12 protein-coding genes are annotated in these 15,193 nt (G+C 40.0%); 9 read left to right on the top strand and 3 right to left on the bottom strand.

Translation table 11 applies throughout. The features are described 5' to 3' along the window. The first annotated feature begins 8 nt into the window (after positions 1 to 8). Both ABX891_RS01915 and ABX891_RS01910 read left to right on the top strand, forming a co-directional pair. Positions 9 to 1,457 carry a PKD domain-containing protein gene (locus tag ABX891_RS01915; RefSeq protein ID WP_354630094.1) on the top strand — a complete coding sequence of 483 codons (1,449 nt, stop codon included), beginning with the start codon at positions 9 to 11 and terminating at the stop codon, positions 1,455 to 1,457. Positions 1,458 to 1,619: 162 nt separating this feature from the next. Continuing rightward, positions 1,620 to 3,509, top strand: a complete 1,890-nt coding sequence (locus ABX891_RS01910; protein WP_024605241.1) for a monovalent cation:proton antiporter-2 (CPA2) family protein — start codon at positions 1,620 to 1,622, stop codon at positions 3,507 to 3,509. 1,155 nt (positions 3,510 to 4,664) lie between these two features. Here the strand turns inward: ABX891_RS01910 and ABX891_RS01905 are convergent. The 3 genes from ABX891_RS01905 to ABX891_RS01895 all read right to left on the bottom strand — a co-directional run bounded on the left by ABX891_RS01905 (position 4,665) and on the right by ABX891_RS01895 (position 8,909). After that, positions 4,665 to 5,378: a hypothetical protein gene (locus ABX891_RS01905; protein WP_197099070.1), complete on the bottom strand. Its 714-nt coding sequence runs from the start codon at positions 5,376 to 5,378 to the stop codon at positions 4,665 to 4,667. Positions 5,379 to 5,517: 139 nt separating this feature from the next. Beyond that, on the bottom strand, positions 5,518 to 7,308 hold the full coding sequence (locus ABX891_RS01900) for an alkaline phosphatase (RefSeq protein ID WP_354628797.1): 1,791 nt from the start codon (positions 7,306 to 7,308) through the stop codon (positions 5,518 to 5,520). 11 nt (positions 7,309 to 7,319) lie between these two features. Then, a complete protein-coding gene (locus ABX891_RS01895; protein WP_188161989.1) occupies positions 7,320 to 8,909 on the bottom strand; it encodes an alkaline phosphatase in 1,590 nt (529 codons plus the stop codon). Positions 8,910 to 9,480: 571 nt separating this feature from the next. Here ABX891_RS01895 and ABX891_RS01890 point away from each other — a divergent pair. The 7 genes from ABX891_RS01890 to ABX891_RS01860 all read left to right on the top strand — a co-directional run bounded on the left by ABX891_RS01890 (position 9,481) and on the right by ABX891_RS01860 (position 15,082). Then, the gene (locus tag ABX891_RS01890) at positions 9,481 to 10,230 is read left to right on the top strand and encodes a GntR family transcriptional regulator (protein WP_354628796.1); all 750 of its coding nucleotides are present in this window, start codon (positions 9,481 to 9,483) and stop codon (positions 10,228 to 10,230) included. Positions 10,231 to 11,000: 770 nt separating this feature from the next. Then, the gene (locus tag ABX891_RS01885) at positions 11,001 to 11,210 is read left to right on the top strand and encodes a cold-shock protein (RefSeq protein ID WP_024595869.1); all 210 of its coding nucleotides are present in this window, start codon (positions 11,001 to 11,003) and stop codon (positions 11,208 to 11,210) included. Positions 11,211 to 11,393: 183 nt separating this feature from the next. Next, positions 11,394 to 11,603, top strand: coding sequence for a cold-shock protein (locus ABX891_RS01880; protein ID WP_354628795.1), 210 nt, complete (start codon positions 11,394 to 11,396; stop codon positions 11,601 to 11,603). A gap of 187 nt (positions 11,604 to 11,790) precedes the next feature. Then, positions 11,791 to 12,000, top strand: coding sequence for a cold-shock protein (locus ABX891_RS01875; RefSeq protein ID WP_010554515.1), 210 nt, complete (start codon positions 11,791 to 11,793; stop codon positions 11,998 to 12,000). A gap of 231 nt (positions 12,001 to 12,231) precedes the next feature. Then, positions 12,232 to 12,480 carry a DUF3297 family protein gene (locus ABX891_RS01870; RefSeq protein WP_002963088.1) on the top strand — a complete coding sequence of 83 codons (249 nt, stop codon included), beginning with the start codon at positions 12,232 to 12,234 and terminating at the stop codon, positions 12,478 to 12,480. 168 nt (positions 12,481 to 12,648) lie between these two features. Next, positions 12,649 to 13,554 (top strand): homocysteine S-methyltransferase family protein, encoded by a 906-nt coding sequence (locus ABX891_RS01865; protein WP_354628794.1) that lies wholly within the window; start codon positions 12,649 to 12,651, stop codon positions 13,552 to 13,554. Next, complete coding sequence (locus ABX891_RS01860) at positions 13,541 to 15,082, top strand: BCCT family transporter (RefSeq protein ID WP_354628793.1); 1,542 nt, start codon at positions 13,541 to 13,543, stop codon at positions 15,080 to 15,082. The genes ABX891_RS01865 and ABX891_RS01860 overlap by 14 nt, the downstream gene beginning before the upstream one ends. The last annotated feature ends 111 nt before the right edge of the window (positions 15,083 to 15,193 follow it).

Here is a 15,193-nt window from a genome sequence, read left to right as displayed (position 1 = left end):
CATCAGTTATTTTAACTGTTACCACAAGTAATAAAGCCCCCGTTGCAACACTTGAATCCGAACGTGATATTACGTTAAACGAATCAACCACTTTGCAGTGCCAACAATGTAGCGACCCAGACGGAGATACGCTGAGTTATAACTGGCAGTTACAAGCCAAGCCTTTAAATAGTACATCACAACTAACTAACAACACATCAGCAACGCCCTCTATTGTTGCCGATAAAGAAGGCGACTACGTTGTAAGGCTTACAGTGTCTGATGGGCAATTAAGTTCAAACCAAGCAACCTCAGCACTGCATGCCAGTAGCAATAAAAAGCCTGTTACTTTGGTAACTTATGAAACCTCTATAACGGTTGATGAACAAGTTTTACTTGATGCTTCAAATAGTTACGATCCAGAAGGCCAGCCACTAAGTTACCAATGGGAAATCATTTCGTCGCAAGGCCAAGCAACGCTTAGCAGTAATACAATACCAAAACCAACGTTTAGCGCATCAGTAGAGGGGCAAGTTGTTATTTCGTTACGCACTAACGATGGTGTGCAGTTCTCTGACACAAAAACCCTAACAATTGATGTAATACAAAATGCACTGCCAGTAATTAGTTTCACGGGGGAGCAATCGCGCTACGATGTAGTGGGTAATACAGTTAAATTTGATGTAAGCCAAAGTTACGACCCAGAGGGAACCTCTCTCGATTACGCTTGGACACTATCAGCCCCTTCAGGCTCGAGCACCAGCTTAAGCAATACAAACCAAAGTATTACCGAATTTATCGCCGATATGACAGGTATTTACACGCTAACCGTTGTAGCAACTGATGCTGATGGCTTTTCAAAAAGTGTGCAATTTTCAATTACAGTAACTAACTCTGCACAACTTACCGGTCGCATTAAAGGACAACTCACTAATGTGCAAAAAGCGGCTATAAGCAATGCACCGCTAACAATTAATGGACAGCAGTACAGCACCAACACAAATGGCTTTTTTGATGAAGAGGTTAATTTAGCGCAAGGTGAAAAAATAACGATAAAAACAGCAGATCAAAGGCTAGCAACTGGGGAATACAACTCTGTAGCTATTACGCAAGGCAACTTTACTGTGGATATAGGCCAAAATAGCATGCCCGTTTTACAAGCTGTTGAGGTTTCGGTATTTGTGTGTGCTGAGTTTTCAGGCCCCGACACCGTTAATTTACGTTTTAACATGGTAGATACACTTTTAGCGTCAGATAGCTTTCAATTTAGCTTTGATCAAACAAAACCACTTACTTTGCAAAAAAGCGGAAGTACTTACCTCGATAGCGAATTGGATATCGACCTACCTGCATCTGCCGAATTTGAAGTAACAGCAATTGAAACAAACGTTGAAAATACAATCAGCTCAAACATTACTATTTACCATTCTGATTCAGGCCAACCAAGCTCAGCAATTATAAGTATTTGTAATATTTAGCTCCCAATAAGCCCTTCAACACAAAGTGCTATTTTTAGCCCAGTAGTTATAACCATTAGTGTTATAGCTACTGATAAATAAGCAACTTTGAGCCATATAATCCATTGTATTTTATAAGCAGCTAAGCCATTATAAAAGCCTTGATGTTATTAGGATAAACGCGTGTTAGAAATTGCTTTAATTTACTTAGCAGCAGCCATTGTAGCTGTGCCTATTGCAAAACGAGTCGGACTTGGCTCAGTATTAGGTTATTTAATTGCGGGCATACTTATTGGCCCTTATGCGCTGGGTGTTGTGGGCGATCAAACCGATGTAATGCACTTCGCTGAATTTGGCGTAGTAATGATGCTGTTTTTAGTGGGCCTTGAGCTACAACCTTCGCGTTTATGGACATTACGCCACTCTATTTTAGGGCTTGGCGGCTTACAGGTTGTGTTATCGGCAGCGGCTATATTTGCATTTTGTTATTGGTTTTTTGCCATGCATTGGCAAACCGCACTCGCCATTGGTTTAATGCTCGCGCTCTCCTCTACCGCTATTGTACTGCAAAGCCTTGAAGAAAAAGGTTGGCTAAAGCAAGAAGCCGGACAAAACGCTTTTTCGGTATTGCTGTTTCAAGACATCGCAATTATCCCTATTTTAGCCCTATTGCCACTGCTCGCATTTGCCCCGCAAACTAGCACAAAAGAAATCAGCGATTCGATTATTGCAAGCTGGCCTGTATGGCAACAAGTATGTGTTTCGGTTGCGGTTATTGCCGCTATTATTGCCGGCGGTAAATATGTATCGGCGCCGTTATTTAGATACATTGCCCAAACGCACATGCGTGAAATATTTACTATTTTTGCACTGTTTTTAGTGGTCGCTATTGCACTGGTTATGCAAAGTATTGGTTTATCGCCTGCATTGGGAACTTTTTTAGCAGGCGTTGTACTTGCCGAGAGTGAATTTAGACACGAATTAGAAGCCGATATAGAACCCTTTAAAGGCTTACTTTTAGGACTGTTTTTTATAACTGTTGGCGCATCAATTAACTTTGAACTGCTATTTAACGAGTTTAGTACTGTTATTGGCTTAGTGGTTTTACTTATTGTAGTTAAAGCCTGCATTTTATTTGCCCTTGCCGTTACCTGTAAAATTAACAGTAAACAGCAGTTATTATTTGCCTTAGCGCTTGCCCAAGGGGGTGAGTTTGCCTTTGTACTTTTAAGCGTAACCACCACCTTAAGTATTTTAACGCCCGAGCAAACCAGCCTTGTTACCTTAGTTGTAGCGGTATCAATGCTAATAGCGCCGTTACTACTTATGGTTTATGAACAAATACAAAAACGCAGCAGCAGTGCTCCGCCTGAGTTTGATAAGCCAGAGCAAATTAACACCGCTAAGCACGTAATTATTGCGGGCTACGGACGTTTTGGCCAAATTATGGGGCGTTTACTGCACGCGCAAGGCTACGAAATTACCGTACTTGATCACAGCCCTAGCCAAATAGAATTACTACGCCGTTTTGGCAATACTGTATTTTATGGCGATGCCGCACGCCAAGAGCTCCTTGAAGCCGCAGGCGCGCACACCGCGCAAATGCTGGTAATTGCAATTGATAACCCAGATAAAACTATCGAGATAATTAAGCTCGCGCATAAAAACTACCCGCAGTTAAAAATTGTTGCTCGCGCAATCGACCGCCGCCATGCGTATCAGTTACTTAATTTAAAAGTAGATGCGTTTAACCGCGAAACAGTCGACTCAGCTATTAACCTTGCCGTAGAAGCACTCGAGTTACTAGGTAACACTAAGCAAGATGCAGAGCGTGCTGGTAAGCTGTTTAGAGACCACGACCGCGCTGCGGTTGTGCAACTTGCCGAGCTGTGGGGCGACGACGCCAGCTACGGCGTAGCCGTGCGCCAACGCATGGAAGATTTAAAACAAGTTCTGCAACAAGATAAACAAGCACAAAGCGATTTAAATACCTGCGACAGCGGTGATTGCGAAGACGGCTTAACAGAGCTAGCTGATAGACCCAAAAAGCCTGATGATTCTCATTTGGAGTAGTGTTAAGGCTTTTATATTTGTGCTGTTGGCAATAGCTTGCAGCACATAAACTTGAGATATGATTGCTAAACGCTCTATTAAGCCTGTAGCTGGCACTGCGACGAACATTCAATCCCTAAATAATTTTTAATAATATTTTTGTTTTTTGGATCATTTTTCCAACGACGATAACCTCTTAAGAAGCTTTCAACATCAGTATTTTCACCGAATGTGTTATTATTTTTTTTCTGAGCATTCTAGTAAGTATTGTTCCGCAACAACCTTCAATGATTCCTTCTTATCTGTAACCAATTTTAATTCAAAATCCATATACTTAGTAATCTTAGACACGTTTATACAATGCTCAAACTGATTATTTTTCCCGAAGAAATCTTCAGATAAATTAGTTTTCCCTCCGCTAATCATATGAGCTCGAAAACAACTTGCGACAATAATTAATAACTCGGGGGGTGGATAAAACCCAGATTCTATGAAGTATAAAAAGCTGTTTAATAGATTACTTTCTACTAGTTCACACTCAATTACATTATGTAATGAGTTTTCTCTAGCATATTCCAGCTATGTTCAAGCTTTGCGTAGTATGGAAACTCATTATGTTTATAAGAAGCTTTTAAAATTTCTCTCACTTCCACTACATCTTCAAGATGTATTTTTATAAGCGCCTGCAAAAAAAACTTTCCCTTTCACTAATTCAGTCAACTCATCAATATCCATTTTTTCACCCTAATTTAAACACTAATAAAACAAGACAAATACAAACAGTAACCGTTGAAACATTCTCAACTCTCACTACGCTTAGTAGTTTCATAATCAACTTTTCCATAACTAAATAACCTCTTTATATAGGATTAGTTTCCATTATATCGTCCTTTTAAAGAAGCAAAGAGCCATTAACTCAAGCTAATATCATTAATGAATGAGACTCTAGCTTTATTACAAAGAGGCTTTAAATCTTGGTCGCGTACCGATATTAAGTAACGTCTGTTTTATCAAAAAAGAACCGCCGTCGATATGTTAACTTTGAAAATACGAAAAAAGGTATTTGATTAGGTTATATCTGTGGCAGGAATTTAGGGTAGCTCTTTCAGTGTTACATTTAGCTCATAGCCTTTCATTCTTTCAGCTATGAGCTACTACATTTAAAAACGCTAAAATCTAGTGATGGTGCCCGCCTTGAATAGCCTCGCCCTGCTGGTTATAAAAGCCAGTTGCACTGTGCTCTATAAAACCAAGGTTTATCATTTTAGCTAAAAATGGGTCGCCTTCGTTATCGCCAATGTCGGCGTAATCGGTGGTTTGAAAACGGTCCCACTGTGCAAATTGAGCAGTAATTAATGGCACATCAGTGCTTACATTGTTAAGGCTTAGCAAGGTAGTTGTTTGGCTTTTTTTATTACTAATGCTAAATGTTTTAACTAATTTTGAATGCGTAATAAAGGCAAGGTAAAAGTCGTTGCCATTTTCGCTCAGTGTATAGTTTTTTACTTCACCGCAGCCTGTGCCTTGTGTGCTTAATAAGGTCATTTTTTCGATTAAGTGGTTATCCACCAGCTGACTTTTAGCACTCCAATTTTGTACGCCGCGTACTTCAGATGGTTGGTATTCAATGCCGCGTTGCTGGGCATTAAAGTAACGTATTGGGCGTATTTGATTATTGGCTAAGTGCTGCCAAAGCTCGGTTATTACTTCACTTTGATGCGCTACTTGCTGGTTGTTTCGCCAAAGGGTAAGTGACTCGCTACTTTGCTGCGCTTTATGGCTGTTGGTAATTTTATAATCCGCTTTTAAATGCTTGGCATCAATATCACATTGCGAGGCAAAGCTACTTGTACTCACAAGCGTGGCAATTATTAATAACGCTTTTTTCATTTAGCTATCTCTTATTTATATTTCAGGTTTATGGCAATAACATAACGATTATAAATGTCAGTTTAATGACAAAAACCCCGCAAAGTGTGCGGGGTTTTTTATTTAGATATATTTAACTAAATTTATAACTAGCCGGTATTTATTGCGCTAGTTTTTCGTCTGCTGTTTTTACAAAGTCAGCGGCAAAGTCCATTACATGGAACAAAAAGCTTTGCTCGTTTGTGCCTGTTACTAAGTGTGCACCTGGTCCCATTGCATAAACGCCTACGTCTTCACCGGCATGTGTTTCTGAGCCCATTGGTACCAGTGCTTCTTGATGAAAACCAGGTGTTGTTGTATCAACATCAGTTAAATCAACACGCCCTGTAACAGGTGCAAACGCGTAACCTGCGTCGGCATCAGTCTCGCTACCTAGGTTTCTAAAACCCCCACCATTGGTGTAACCAACCGTTGTATAAGGCATATCGTCGGCAGCTAAGCTTGGCTCAGTAGCGCCTACTGCAACCACTTTACCTAAAATTGGGTTACCGCGTTTAGGGTAACCAGCAATGGTAAATACATGGCTGTGATCGGCAGTTACAACTATTAATGTTTCTTCTGGGTTGGTGTTTTCCATCGCCACTTTAACGGCTTTGGCAAGCTCAATAGTGTCGTTTAACGCGTTATAAGCGTTACCCGCATGATGCGCGTGGTCAATTCGACCCGACTCAACCGTTAAGAAAAAACCTTGCTCGTTGTTATCAAGTACGTTTATTGCTTTTTCGGTCATTTGTGAAAGCGAAGGCTCGCCTGCTACATCGTTTGCGCGGTCAGCTTCGTACTGCATGTGGGATTCGTTAAATAAGCCAAACACTTTAGTGGCGTCGTCACTTATTGCATCAAAACCGGTTTGATCCATTACGTACGTGCCATTTGGATATTGCGTTTTCCACTCTGCGGTTAAGTCGCGGTTATCTGTTCGATCCCCTTCAACAGCACTTACTGCATCGGCTGAATTAAACGCGGCATCTTTTGGTAAAAAGTGACGACGACCGCCGCCCATTACTACGTCAATACCGTCTACATCAACACCACTAAAGCGTGCTTCTAGGTTGGCTTCAAAATTAACCAGTTGCGATGCAATGTCTTCACATGTTGCGGCACTTTCTGGCATATCGGAGATATCTTCCCAGTTACGCTCTGCCGATTTAGCATACGTTGCAGCTGGTGTTGCGTGAGTAATACGCGCTGTAGAAATAATCCCTGTTGCTTTACCTGCAATTTCAGCAAGCTCTAACGAGGAAACAAGTTCGTGCCCTTTGCCTGATGCACAATTACCACGTTCAACCGCTTCATCAATACCAATAACGCCTGCGTCGGTTTTAACACCCGATGCCATTGCGGTCATAGTGCCTGCCGAATCTGGCGTTTGCGCATCTACGTTGTATGTTTTTACAAAGCCCGAAAAAGGCATAGTTTCAAAGCTTAACTGGTGATCTTCACCCATTTCACCCTCTAACTGACCCGCTAAAATACGTGCTGCGGTTATGGTAGAAATACCCATACCATCGCCCACAAATAAAATTACGTTTTTAGCTTTGCCTGATTCTGTAACAATGTTGCTACTGGCTGTTTGTGCAGCGCCTAATTTTGTTTGTGCTTCACTAAACCAAGTATTACTAGTGAGTGAGGCTAACTGCTCGGTAGTTAACGACGTTGCAGGTGCATTACACACTAAATTAGTTGAATTAACTTCGTCGCTGTCTAGCACGTCGTTATTATTGATATCTGCGCCTACTTGCGTCTCTACACCGCCATTAATACACTGCTCAGAGCCTACTGCAATAGCGTTATCTACTGCGATAATATTATTTTCATTTTTGTTATCGTCACTCGAGCAACCTGCAAGCGCGACCATTACTGCCAAAGAAAGTACCGTTAATTTGTTCATGTTAGCCGCCATTATTGCTGAGTTAGTTCAAGAGCTTGATTAATTAGATGAAACACTACGTTTTGTTCAATTACGCCTTGTGCTAGCTGAGCACCAGGACCTTTTGCATGCAGTGAAATATCTTCACCCGCGTGTGTTTCTGACCCCATTGGTACGGTTGCTTCTTGGTGAAAACCTGGGGTTGTTGTATCAACGCCATTTAGCTCAACACGCCCTGCTACAGCAGCACTTGTGTAACTCGCATCAGCATCAGTCTCGTCGCCTAGGTCTCTAAAACCTAAACCATTTGCGTAACCTACTGTGGTGTACGGCATATCGTCGGCAGCTAGGCTTGGTGTAGTTTCGCCTACTGCAACTACTTGACCTAAAATTGGATTACCACGCTTAGGGTAGCCAGCAATGGTAAATACATGGCTGTGATCGGCGGTTACTAAAATAAGGGTTTCTTCTGGATTAGTGTTATCTACCGCTGCTTGCACGGCTTTAGCAAACTCAATGGTGTCGTTAAGCGCGTTGTACGCATTACCCGCGTGGTGCGCGTGGTCAATTCTTCCCGACTCAACCGTTAAGAAAAATCCATTATCGTTTTTACCAAGCACTTCAATTGCTTTAGTGGTCATATCGGTAAGTGAAGGCTCGCCCGCTACATCGTTTGCGCGGTCAGCTTCGTATTGCATGTGGGATTCGTTAAATAAACCAAATACTTTAGTGGCGTCATCTGCTATTGCATCAAAGCCTGTTTGATCCATCACGTACGTAGCATCTGGGTATTGTGTTTGCCACTCAGTTACTAAGTTGCGCTCGTCAGTGCGGTCGCCTTCTATAGCACTTACTGCATCTGTTGAGTTAGCTGTTTCGTCTTTTGGTAAAAAGTGACGACGACCGCCACCCATTACAAAATCAAGACCGTCTACGTCGGTCCCTACAAATCGTGCTTCTAGGTTTTTTTCAAAGTTAACCAGTTGCGATGCAATGTCTTCACAGCCACCCGTTACGGCATCTTCTGGCATATCGGATACGTCTTCCCAGTTACGGTCAGCCGATTTAGCATACGTGGCAGCAGGGGTAGCATGTGTAATACGTGCTGTAGAAATAATACCGGTAGATAGCCCTTTAATTTCAGCCAATTCAGTTGCGGTTATTAGCTCGTTACCAGCTACTGTTGAACACACGCCGCGTTCAATATCTTCATCTACACCAATAACGCCCACATCGGTTTTCACACCCGAAATAATAGCCGTCATCGTGCCTGCTGAATCGGGAGTTTGCGCATCTACGTTATACGTTTTAACTTGTGCAGAATATGGGAACTCTTCAAAGCTTAAATAACCTTCTTCGCCAGATTGGTTATTACGCTGCCCTTGCAAAATACGCGCGGCGGTAAGAGTAGAAATACCCATGCCATCGCCCACAAATAAAATGACATTTTTAGCTTTAGTGGCTTGTGTAGCCTGCGCTTGTGCTGTTTTTGTTGTTAGTTTAGTTTGCGCAGCGCTATACCAGCTGCTGTCTTTTTGGCTTTGCGGTAGTACATCAGCATGGCTAACTGCGCTAAACGCAAATGTTAGCGCGATTGCCGCAGCGACTTTTTTAATTTTCATCCGTAATTCCCATTGTTTAGTGGTTATTTTTTGAAATGTGTAAACACAAAAAAGATCAACCGCTGCACTATAGAAAACAGATGTGACTGATAAAGGTAATTTTGATGAAAGTAAGATGACTAAACTATTACAAAAATAAGTCACAAAAAAAGCGCAACGTGTTAAACGTTGCGCTTTTAAGGGAAATTATTGAGGGAGTTATTTAAAATCTGGCGAAAATGCTATATCTAACCCAGAGCGCCTGTACATGAAACCATAACTACCTTTACCGGACACAATTTAAGCTTTAGTGTAAGTGGTATCACCGGTACTACGGGTAAATTTAATCGAGTAATTGTATTTATAACACTGAAAAACAAGTGGCAAACCCAGTGAACAAACAATCCTTCAAGTAATGTGGTTACTCCACTTGAGATTAAAATGAATGAGGACGATTTTTAAACATAATATGCAGTTTGCCTCAATAAGAAATTACTGCGGTAGCTCACGTTTAATCAAGAAACGCAAATATGCGTAAAAGGCTTCACCTATGATATAACTACAAGTGGATTAAATTTAATGGTAAATAACAATGAGTAACTCTATGTTTGATCACAAATTAAGTAGCCCAAGCTTGGATTTTCAACCACTCTACTTACAAGTGTCTGATAGTATAAAACAACTCATTGTTAAACGGCATTGGTTGCCCGGCGAGGCTTTACCAAGCGAATTTCGCCTTGCTGAAGAATTTAACGTAAGCCAAGGTACGGTTCGTAAAGCATTAAATTTGTTAACCGACAATAAAATAGTCACTCGTCGCCAAGGCGTTGGTACATTTGTATCTGAGCATACCTCGCAAGATGCCTTATTCAGGTTTTTTCCTTTACAAGCCGACGGTAAAAGTGACAACTCACCAAAGGCAGAACTGTTATCAGTTGAGCTTTGTGCTGCGCCTGCTGAAGCTATAAAGGCTTTGCAGCTAAATAAAAAAGACAAGGTTACTAAGCTAGTTCGCAGACGTACTCTCGATAACGAATTTTGCATGAGCGAAACTATATACCTACCGCAAAGCTACTTTCCTGATATACATCAAAGTAGTGATATACCGCACACTCTCTATCATTACTATCAGAATAAATTTAACCAGACTGTACACAAAACCCAAGACAGTATTAAAGCCGTACTTGCTACAATAGATGATGCAAAAATGCTTGCCATTAAAGTCGGCGACCCACTACTGTTGGTATCACGCGTTACAGAATCAATAGAAGGTAAGCGTATTGAATACCGCCTAAGTAAATGCCGTAGCGATCACTATCATTACCAAATTGAGCTCGACTAGTTAAACGTACTTAAACTACTAATTAGCAATCTTAGCGCACAACCTTTAAATATTTTTTAAAGATAGCAAGCCTTACCTTGATGGCTTTCTATCCACTAATCAGCCGCTTTGCTTTAAACGCAGCATGATTCACTTATTACATAACGCATCTTCGAGATAAATTCCTATTGAAATAATTAAGTACCATTCTTCCAGTAGGCTTCTATTTATTAAAATTAGCGCAAGAATATTGTGTGCAAACGGTAGGAAAACTAACCGAAGTAGGTATGAAACCCATTATTTTAATTGTGGCTGAAACACTTTGGATTGCGTTATTAATACTTGGATTTGTAATTTGGAGCTAAAGAATTACATTATTTAGGGTATATCTCAAAAAAATTTAATAGGTAATTAGGTCATGTTTTAACCAATTAAAAGCTGTGTTTTGCCTACTTTAAAACTACGCACAAAAACAGGCTTAACGTATTGATTAAACAAAGCTTACCTTTATTTTAAAAGTATAAAATATCATCTTAATCATAACTAATTAGTTAAAAAAACAACAAACAAATAAAGTACTTACTCTAAAATAAATTTACAATAGGGCTTGGTATATACTTTAATTTACTGTTATCCTGCCTCGCATCGGGTTGACAGAAAACCCTATTTATTTGTAAGTACCACGTTGTTTTAGTAATAATCCTTCGCGTTATCCTCAGTTAAATGTATGTTTTCTTCCTGTTAAATTGCCTAATTTAAGGCGCACTTTTATTAATCCTTAGGATACTATTATGTCTACAACTACAACTGGTACAGTTAAATTTTTCAACGAAGCAAAAGGTTTTGGTTTCATCGAGCAAGAATCTGGTCCTGATGTTTTCGCACATTTCAGCGCAATCTCTGGCGACGGTTTCAAAACTTTAGCTGAAGGCCAACGTGTACAGTTTACTGTTACTCAAGGTCAAAAAGGCCCACAAGCTGAAAACATCGTTAGCATCTAATTGCTTTCGTTAAATGGGTTAGCAATAACCCATTTTGAATACTAGTTTGAAAGAAGTTTTGTTTTATTTGTTAGTACCGAGTTGTTTTAGTAATAATCCTGCACGATATCCTCAAGTTAACTATCTTTTCCGGCTCAATCGCCTCTTTTCAGGCACACTTATTAATTTTTTAGGATACATATTATGTCTAATACAACTACTGGTTCAGTAAAATGGTTTAACGAAGCAAAAGGTTTTGGTTTTATCGAGCAAGAATCTGGCGCAGACGTGTTCGCACATTTCAGCGCGATCTCTGGCGACGGTTTTAAAACTTTAGCTGAAGGCCAACGTGTACAGTTTACTGTTATTCAAGGTCAAAAAGGCCCACAAGCCGAGAACATTGTTAGCATCTAATTACTACACAATTTAATGGGTTAGCAATAATCCATTTTGAATACTAGTTTGAAAGAAGTTTTGTTTTATTTGTTAGTACCGAGTTGTTTTAGTAATAATCCTGCACGATATCCTCAAGTTAACTATTTTTTCCGGCTCAATCGCCTCTTTTCAGGCACACTTATATTAATTTTTTAGGATACATATTATGTCTACTACAACTACTGGTTCAGTAAAATGGTTTAACGAAGCAAAAGGTTTTGGTTTTATCGAGCAAGAATCTGGCGCAGATGTGTTCGCACATTTTAGCGCGATCTCTGGCGACGGTTTTAAAACTTTAGCTGAAGGCCAACGTGTACAGTTTACTGTTACTCAAGGTCAAAAAGGCCCTCAAGCCGAGAACATTGTTAGCATCTAATTGCTACACAATTTAATGGGTTAGCAATAGCCCATTAATATACTTATCTATATAGTTTTTAGTCAAATATCGTCAAAATCCCCTTCTATACATATTTTCCAAGCGCAATCTCATTTGTATACACAACTCATTAATTAGTACATTTTTAAACACATTTACTACTATCTCTCTTGAGCGAAAGCTTTGTATTGCCTACAATAGCGCATACTTCATTCAATATAGAATATGACCATGAACGACACTACCGCAAAACCTGCTTTACCAGATCGCCTTTCTATTAATCCACGTAGCCCACATCATGTGGAAGAAGTTTTTGAACACGATATTGGTATCACGTTCAACGGCAAAGAGCGTTTTGATGTTGAAGAGTACTGCATCAGCGAAGGTTGGATAAAGTTTGCATCCCCAAAAGGGCTTGATCGTCGCGGACAACCGCTTTTACTTACAAGAAAAGGCACTGTTGAAGCCTTTTATAAGTAAGCTAATACTACTTACTAAAAAAGCGACACCATATTGGGTAGTCGCTTTTTTTGTGCCTTTTTAATAGGTTGAGCTTTTTTCATGCCCAACCTGATGAAGTTTCATTATGATTTTTTAAAAAATATGTTTGAATAGCGCCATATTATTTAGACATATAGAAGTCCATAAGTGAAAAAGGTAACAATTTTAGATGGCGGCATGGGACGTGAACTTAAGCGCATTGGCGCACCGTTCTCACAGCCACTTTGGAGTGCACAAGCACTTATAGAAGCTCCTCAATATGTAGCACAAGCTCATCAAGGCTTTATAGATGCAGGCGCTGAAATAATTACGGTTAACAGTTATGCCTGTGTGCCCTTTCATTTAGGTGAAGAACGCTACGAAAGCCAAGGCGCGTTACTCGCAGAGCAAGCGGCGCTTATTGCTAAAGAAGTAGCTCAAAATGCTAAACAAAGTGTATTAGTTGCAGGGTCATTACCCCCTGCATTTGGTTCATATCGCCCCGATTTATTTGAAAGTAAACGTGCTTTTACTATTTTAAATACCTTATACAATGCACAAAATCTCCATGTAGACCTCTGGCTTGGCGAAACAATATCGAGTACTGAAGAAGCACAAGTAATGGCAAGCGTACTTAAAGGCTCAACTAAGCCATGTTATTACGCATTTACCCTAAGTGACGAAGTAACTGAGCAGGCAACGCTGCGTTCAGGTGAGCTAGTAACCGATGCCATAACCGCACTACTTGAGCAGCAAAACATTGCAGGTATTTTCTTTAATTGCTCTATCCCTGAAGTTATTGAGCAAGCACTGCGTGATACTAATAACGTATTAACTAAGCAAAATAAAAAAGTAACGTTAGGCGCATTTGCTAACAGCTTTACTCCTATTTCAAATGCTCACAAAGCAAATGAAGCAGTGCAAGACTACCGTGATTTATCTCCTAACGAGTATCTTGAGTTTGCAAAACAATGGCATAGCCTTGGCGCTAATATTATTGGTGGTTGCTGCGGAATTAACCCAAGCCATATCAAAGCACTCGTGCAATGGAGAAATTCCATTGAAAAACCTTAACTTTGAGCTGGCTATTCCTGCAATTACATTAGTAATTACTTTATTAGTTATCTCAACTTTATATCCAGAGCAATCACAATTATTAGCAAGCAACGCCATGCATTTTGTAACAGGCTGGTTTGGTTGGTTAGTAGAGCTTGTGAGCTTGGCTTTAGTTGGTTTTTTATTTTGGTTAGCTTTTTCAAAGTACGGATCTATTAGATTAGGTGAAGAAAAAAAAGAGCACTCTAACTTTTCGTACGGCGGTATGATTTTTACCGCAGGTGTAGGTGCTTCTCTTATATATTGGGGAATTGGTGAGCCGATGTATTATTTGCAATCGCCACCACTTTTTGCCGAACCAAATAGCTACGCAGCAGCAGCTTGGTCTGTTACTTATTCTATTTTTCATTGGGGCGTGACTGGCTGGGCCATTTACTGCTTTCCGGCAATCCCGTTTGCGTACGCGTTTTACGTACAAAAAAAGCGTACTTTAAAGCTCTCTACCCTTTGCGAACCTGTAGTAGGCAGCAATCCTATTATTGCTAAAGCAATCGATTTACTTGCAATTTTTGGCACCCTCGCAGCTTTTGCAAGCTCGCTAGCACTTACTGTATCTTTATTAAGTACTGGCGTTTCTGCATTATTAGGAATTAAAAACAGCTTATTACTCCAAGGCAGTATTATTTTATTATTTGTTTTAATGCTTGTTGCGGTAATGCTTGTTGGCTTTAAAAAAGGCATTAGTAAAGTGTCCGACTATACGGTTGTAGCAGCAATATGCTTTGCCTTATTTGTATTGCTTGTGGCTGACTCTCAGTTTATTTTAAATAACTTTACCGACTCAATAGGTGTCATGCTCGATAACTTTTTTAGAATGTCACTTTGGACCGACCCAGTTCAAAAAAGTGGTTTTTCGCAATCGTGGACTCAATACTATTGGTTTTGGTACTACGCTTATTTAATTATGATGGGGCTTTTTATTACCCGCATTTCGCGTGGACGTACTATTAAAGAAGTTATTTTGTACACTATTTCGATGGGTTCACTCGGCTGTGCATTCTTTATATCAATCTTTGGTGGTTATGCAGTATGGGCACAATTAATTGGTGGCTTACCTGTTCAACAATGGATGAGCGAAGGCGGTTTAACGTTTGCAGTAGTTTCACTAATTCAAACTCTACCATCGGGTAATATTGGCTTAGTATTATTTTTGATTATTCAATTTTTTTTAATGCTAACGACTATGTCAAGCGCAAGCGTTGCCACCGCTATGTTGACAACTAATAAACTAGAACTAAATGGCGACCCCGATCATAAAGTTAAGCTTCTATGGGCTGGTGCAATTGCACTCATTAGTTTTAGCGTATTTTTATGCGGTGGTGGAATAGATACTATTAAGTCACTCTGCGTTGTAGCAGGCCTACCAATGATGTTTATTTACATGATTTTAGTAAAGCAATTAATGATGCAGCTAAAAGGTGTAGATCAAGTAAAAACACTTGATCAGTATGAAAGTATAAATTCCGAAACAGTTAAAGTGAATTAGTAACATTTTAAGGCCTCATATTATGAGGCCTTATTTACTATTACTGAGCATGTTACTACAGCATGAAAGAGGTCGCCTTTTAAAACGAAGAAGCTTAGTATTTAAAATAAA

The sequence above is a fragment of the Pseudoalteromonas sp. NCIMB 1079 genome (assembly GCF_040567695.1).
GTDB classification, from domain to species: domain Bacteria; phylum Pseudomonadota; class Gammaproteobacteria; order Enterobacterales; family Alteromonadaceae; genus Pseudoalteromonas; species Pseudoalteromonas distincta.
The sequence above is the reverse complement of the archived record's forward strand: the minus strand, read 5'-3'. Positions and strand labels throughout refer to the sequence as shown.

Excerpts from the sequence above, each read along its gene's own strand:
- ABX891_RS01895 (WP_188161989.1), bottom strand. The coding sequence starts at position 8,909 with ATGAAAATTAAAAAAGTCGCTGCGGCAATCGCGCTAACATTTGCGTTT.
- ABX891_RS01870 (WP_002963088.1), top strand. The coding sequence starts at position 12,232 with ATGAACGACACTACCGCAAAACCTGCTTTACCAGATCGCCTTTCTATT.
- ABX891_RS01890 (WP_354628796.1), top strand. The coding sequence starts at position 9,481 with ATGAGTAACTCTATGTTTGATCACAAATTAAGTAGCCCAAGCTTGGAT.
- ABX891_RS01880 (WP_354628795.1), top strand. The coding sequence starts at position 11,394 with ATGTCTAATACAACTACTGGTTCAGTAAAATGGTTTAACGAAGCAAAA.
- ABX891_RS01900 (WP_354628797.1), bottom strand. The coding sequence starts at position 7,308 with ATGAACAAATTAACGGTACTTTCTTTGGCAGTAATGGTCGCGCTTGCA.
- ABX891_RS01875 (WP_010554515.1), top strand. The coding sequence starts at position 11,791 with ATGTCTACTACAACTACTGGTTCAGTAAAATGGTTTAACGAAGCAAAA.
- ABX891_RS01885 (WP_024595869.1), top strand. The coding sequence starts at position 11,001 with ATGTCTACAACTACAACTGGTACAGTTAAATTTTTCAACGAAGCAAAA.
- ABX891_RS01905 (WP_197099070.1), bottom strand. The coding sequence starts at position 5,378 with ATGAAAAAAGCGTTATTAATAATTGCCACGCTTGTGAGTACAAGTAGC.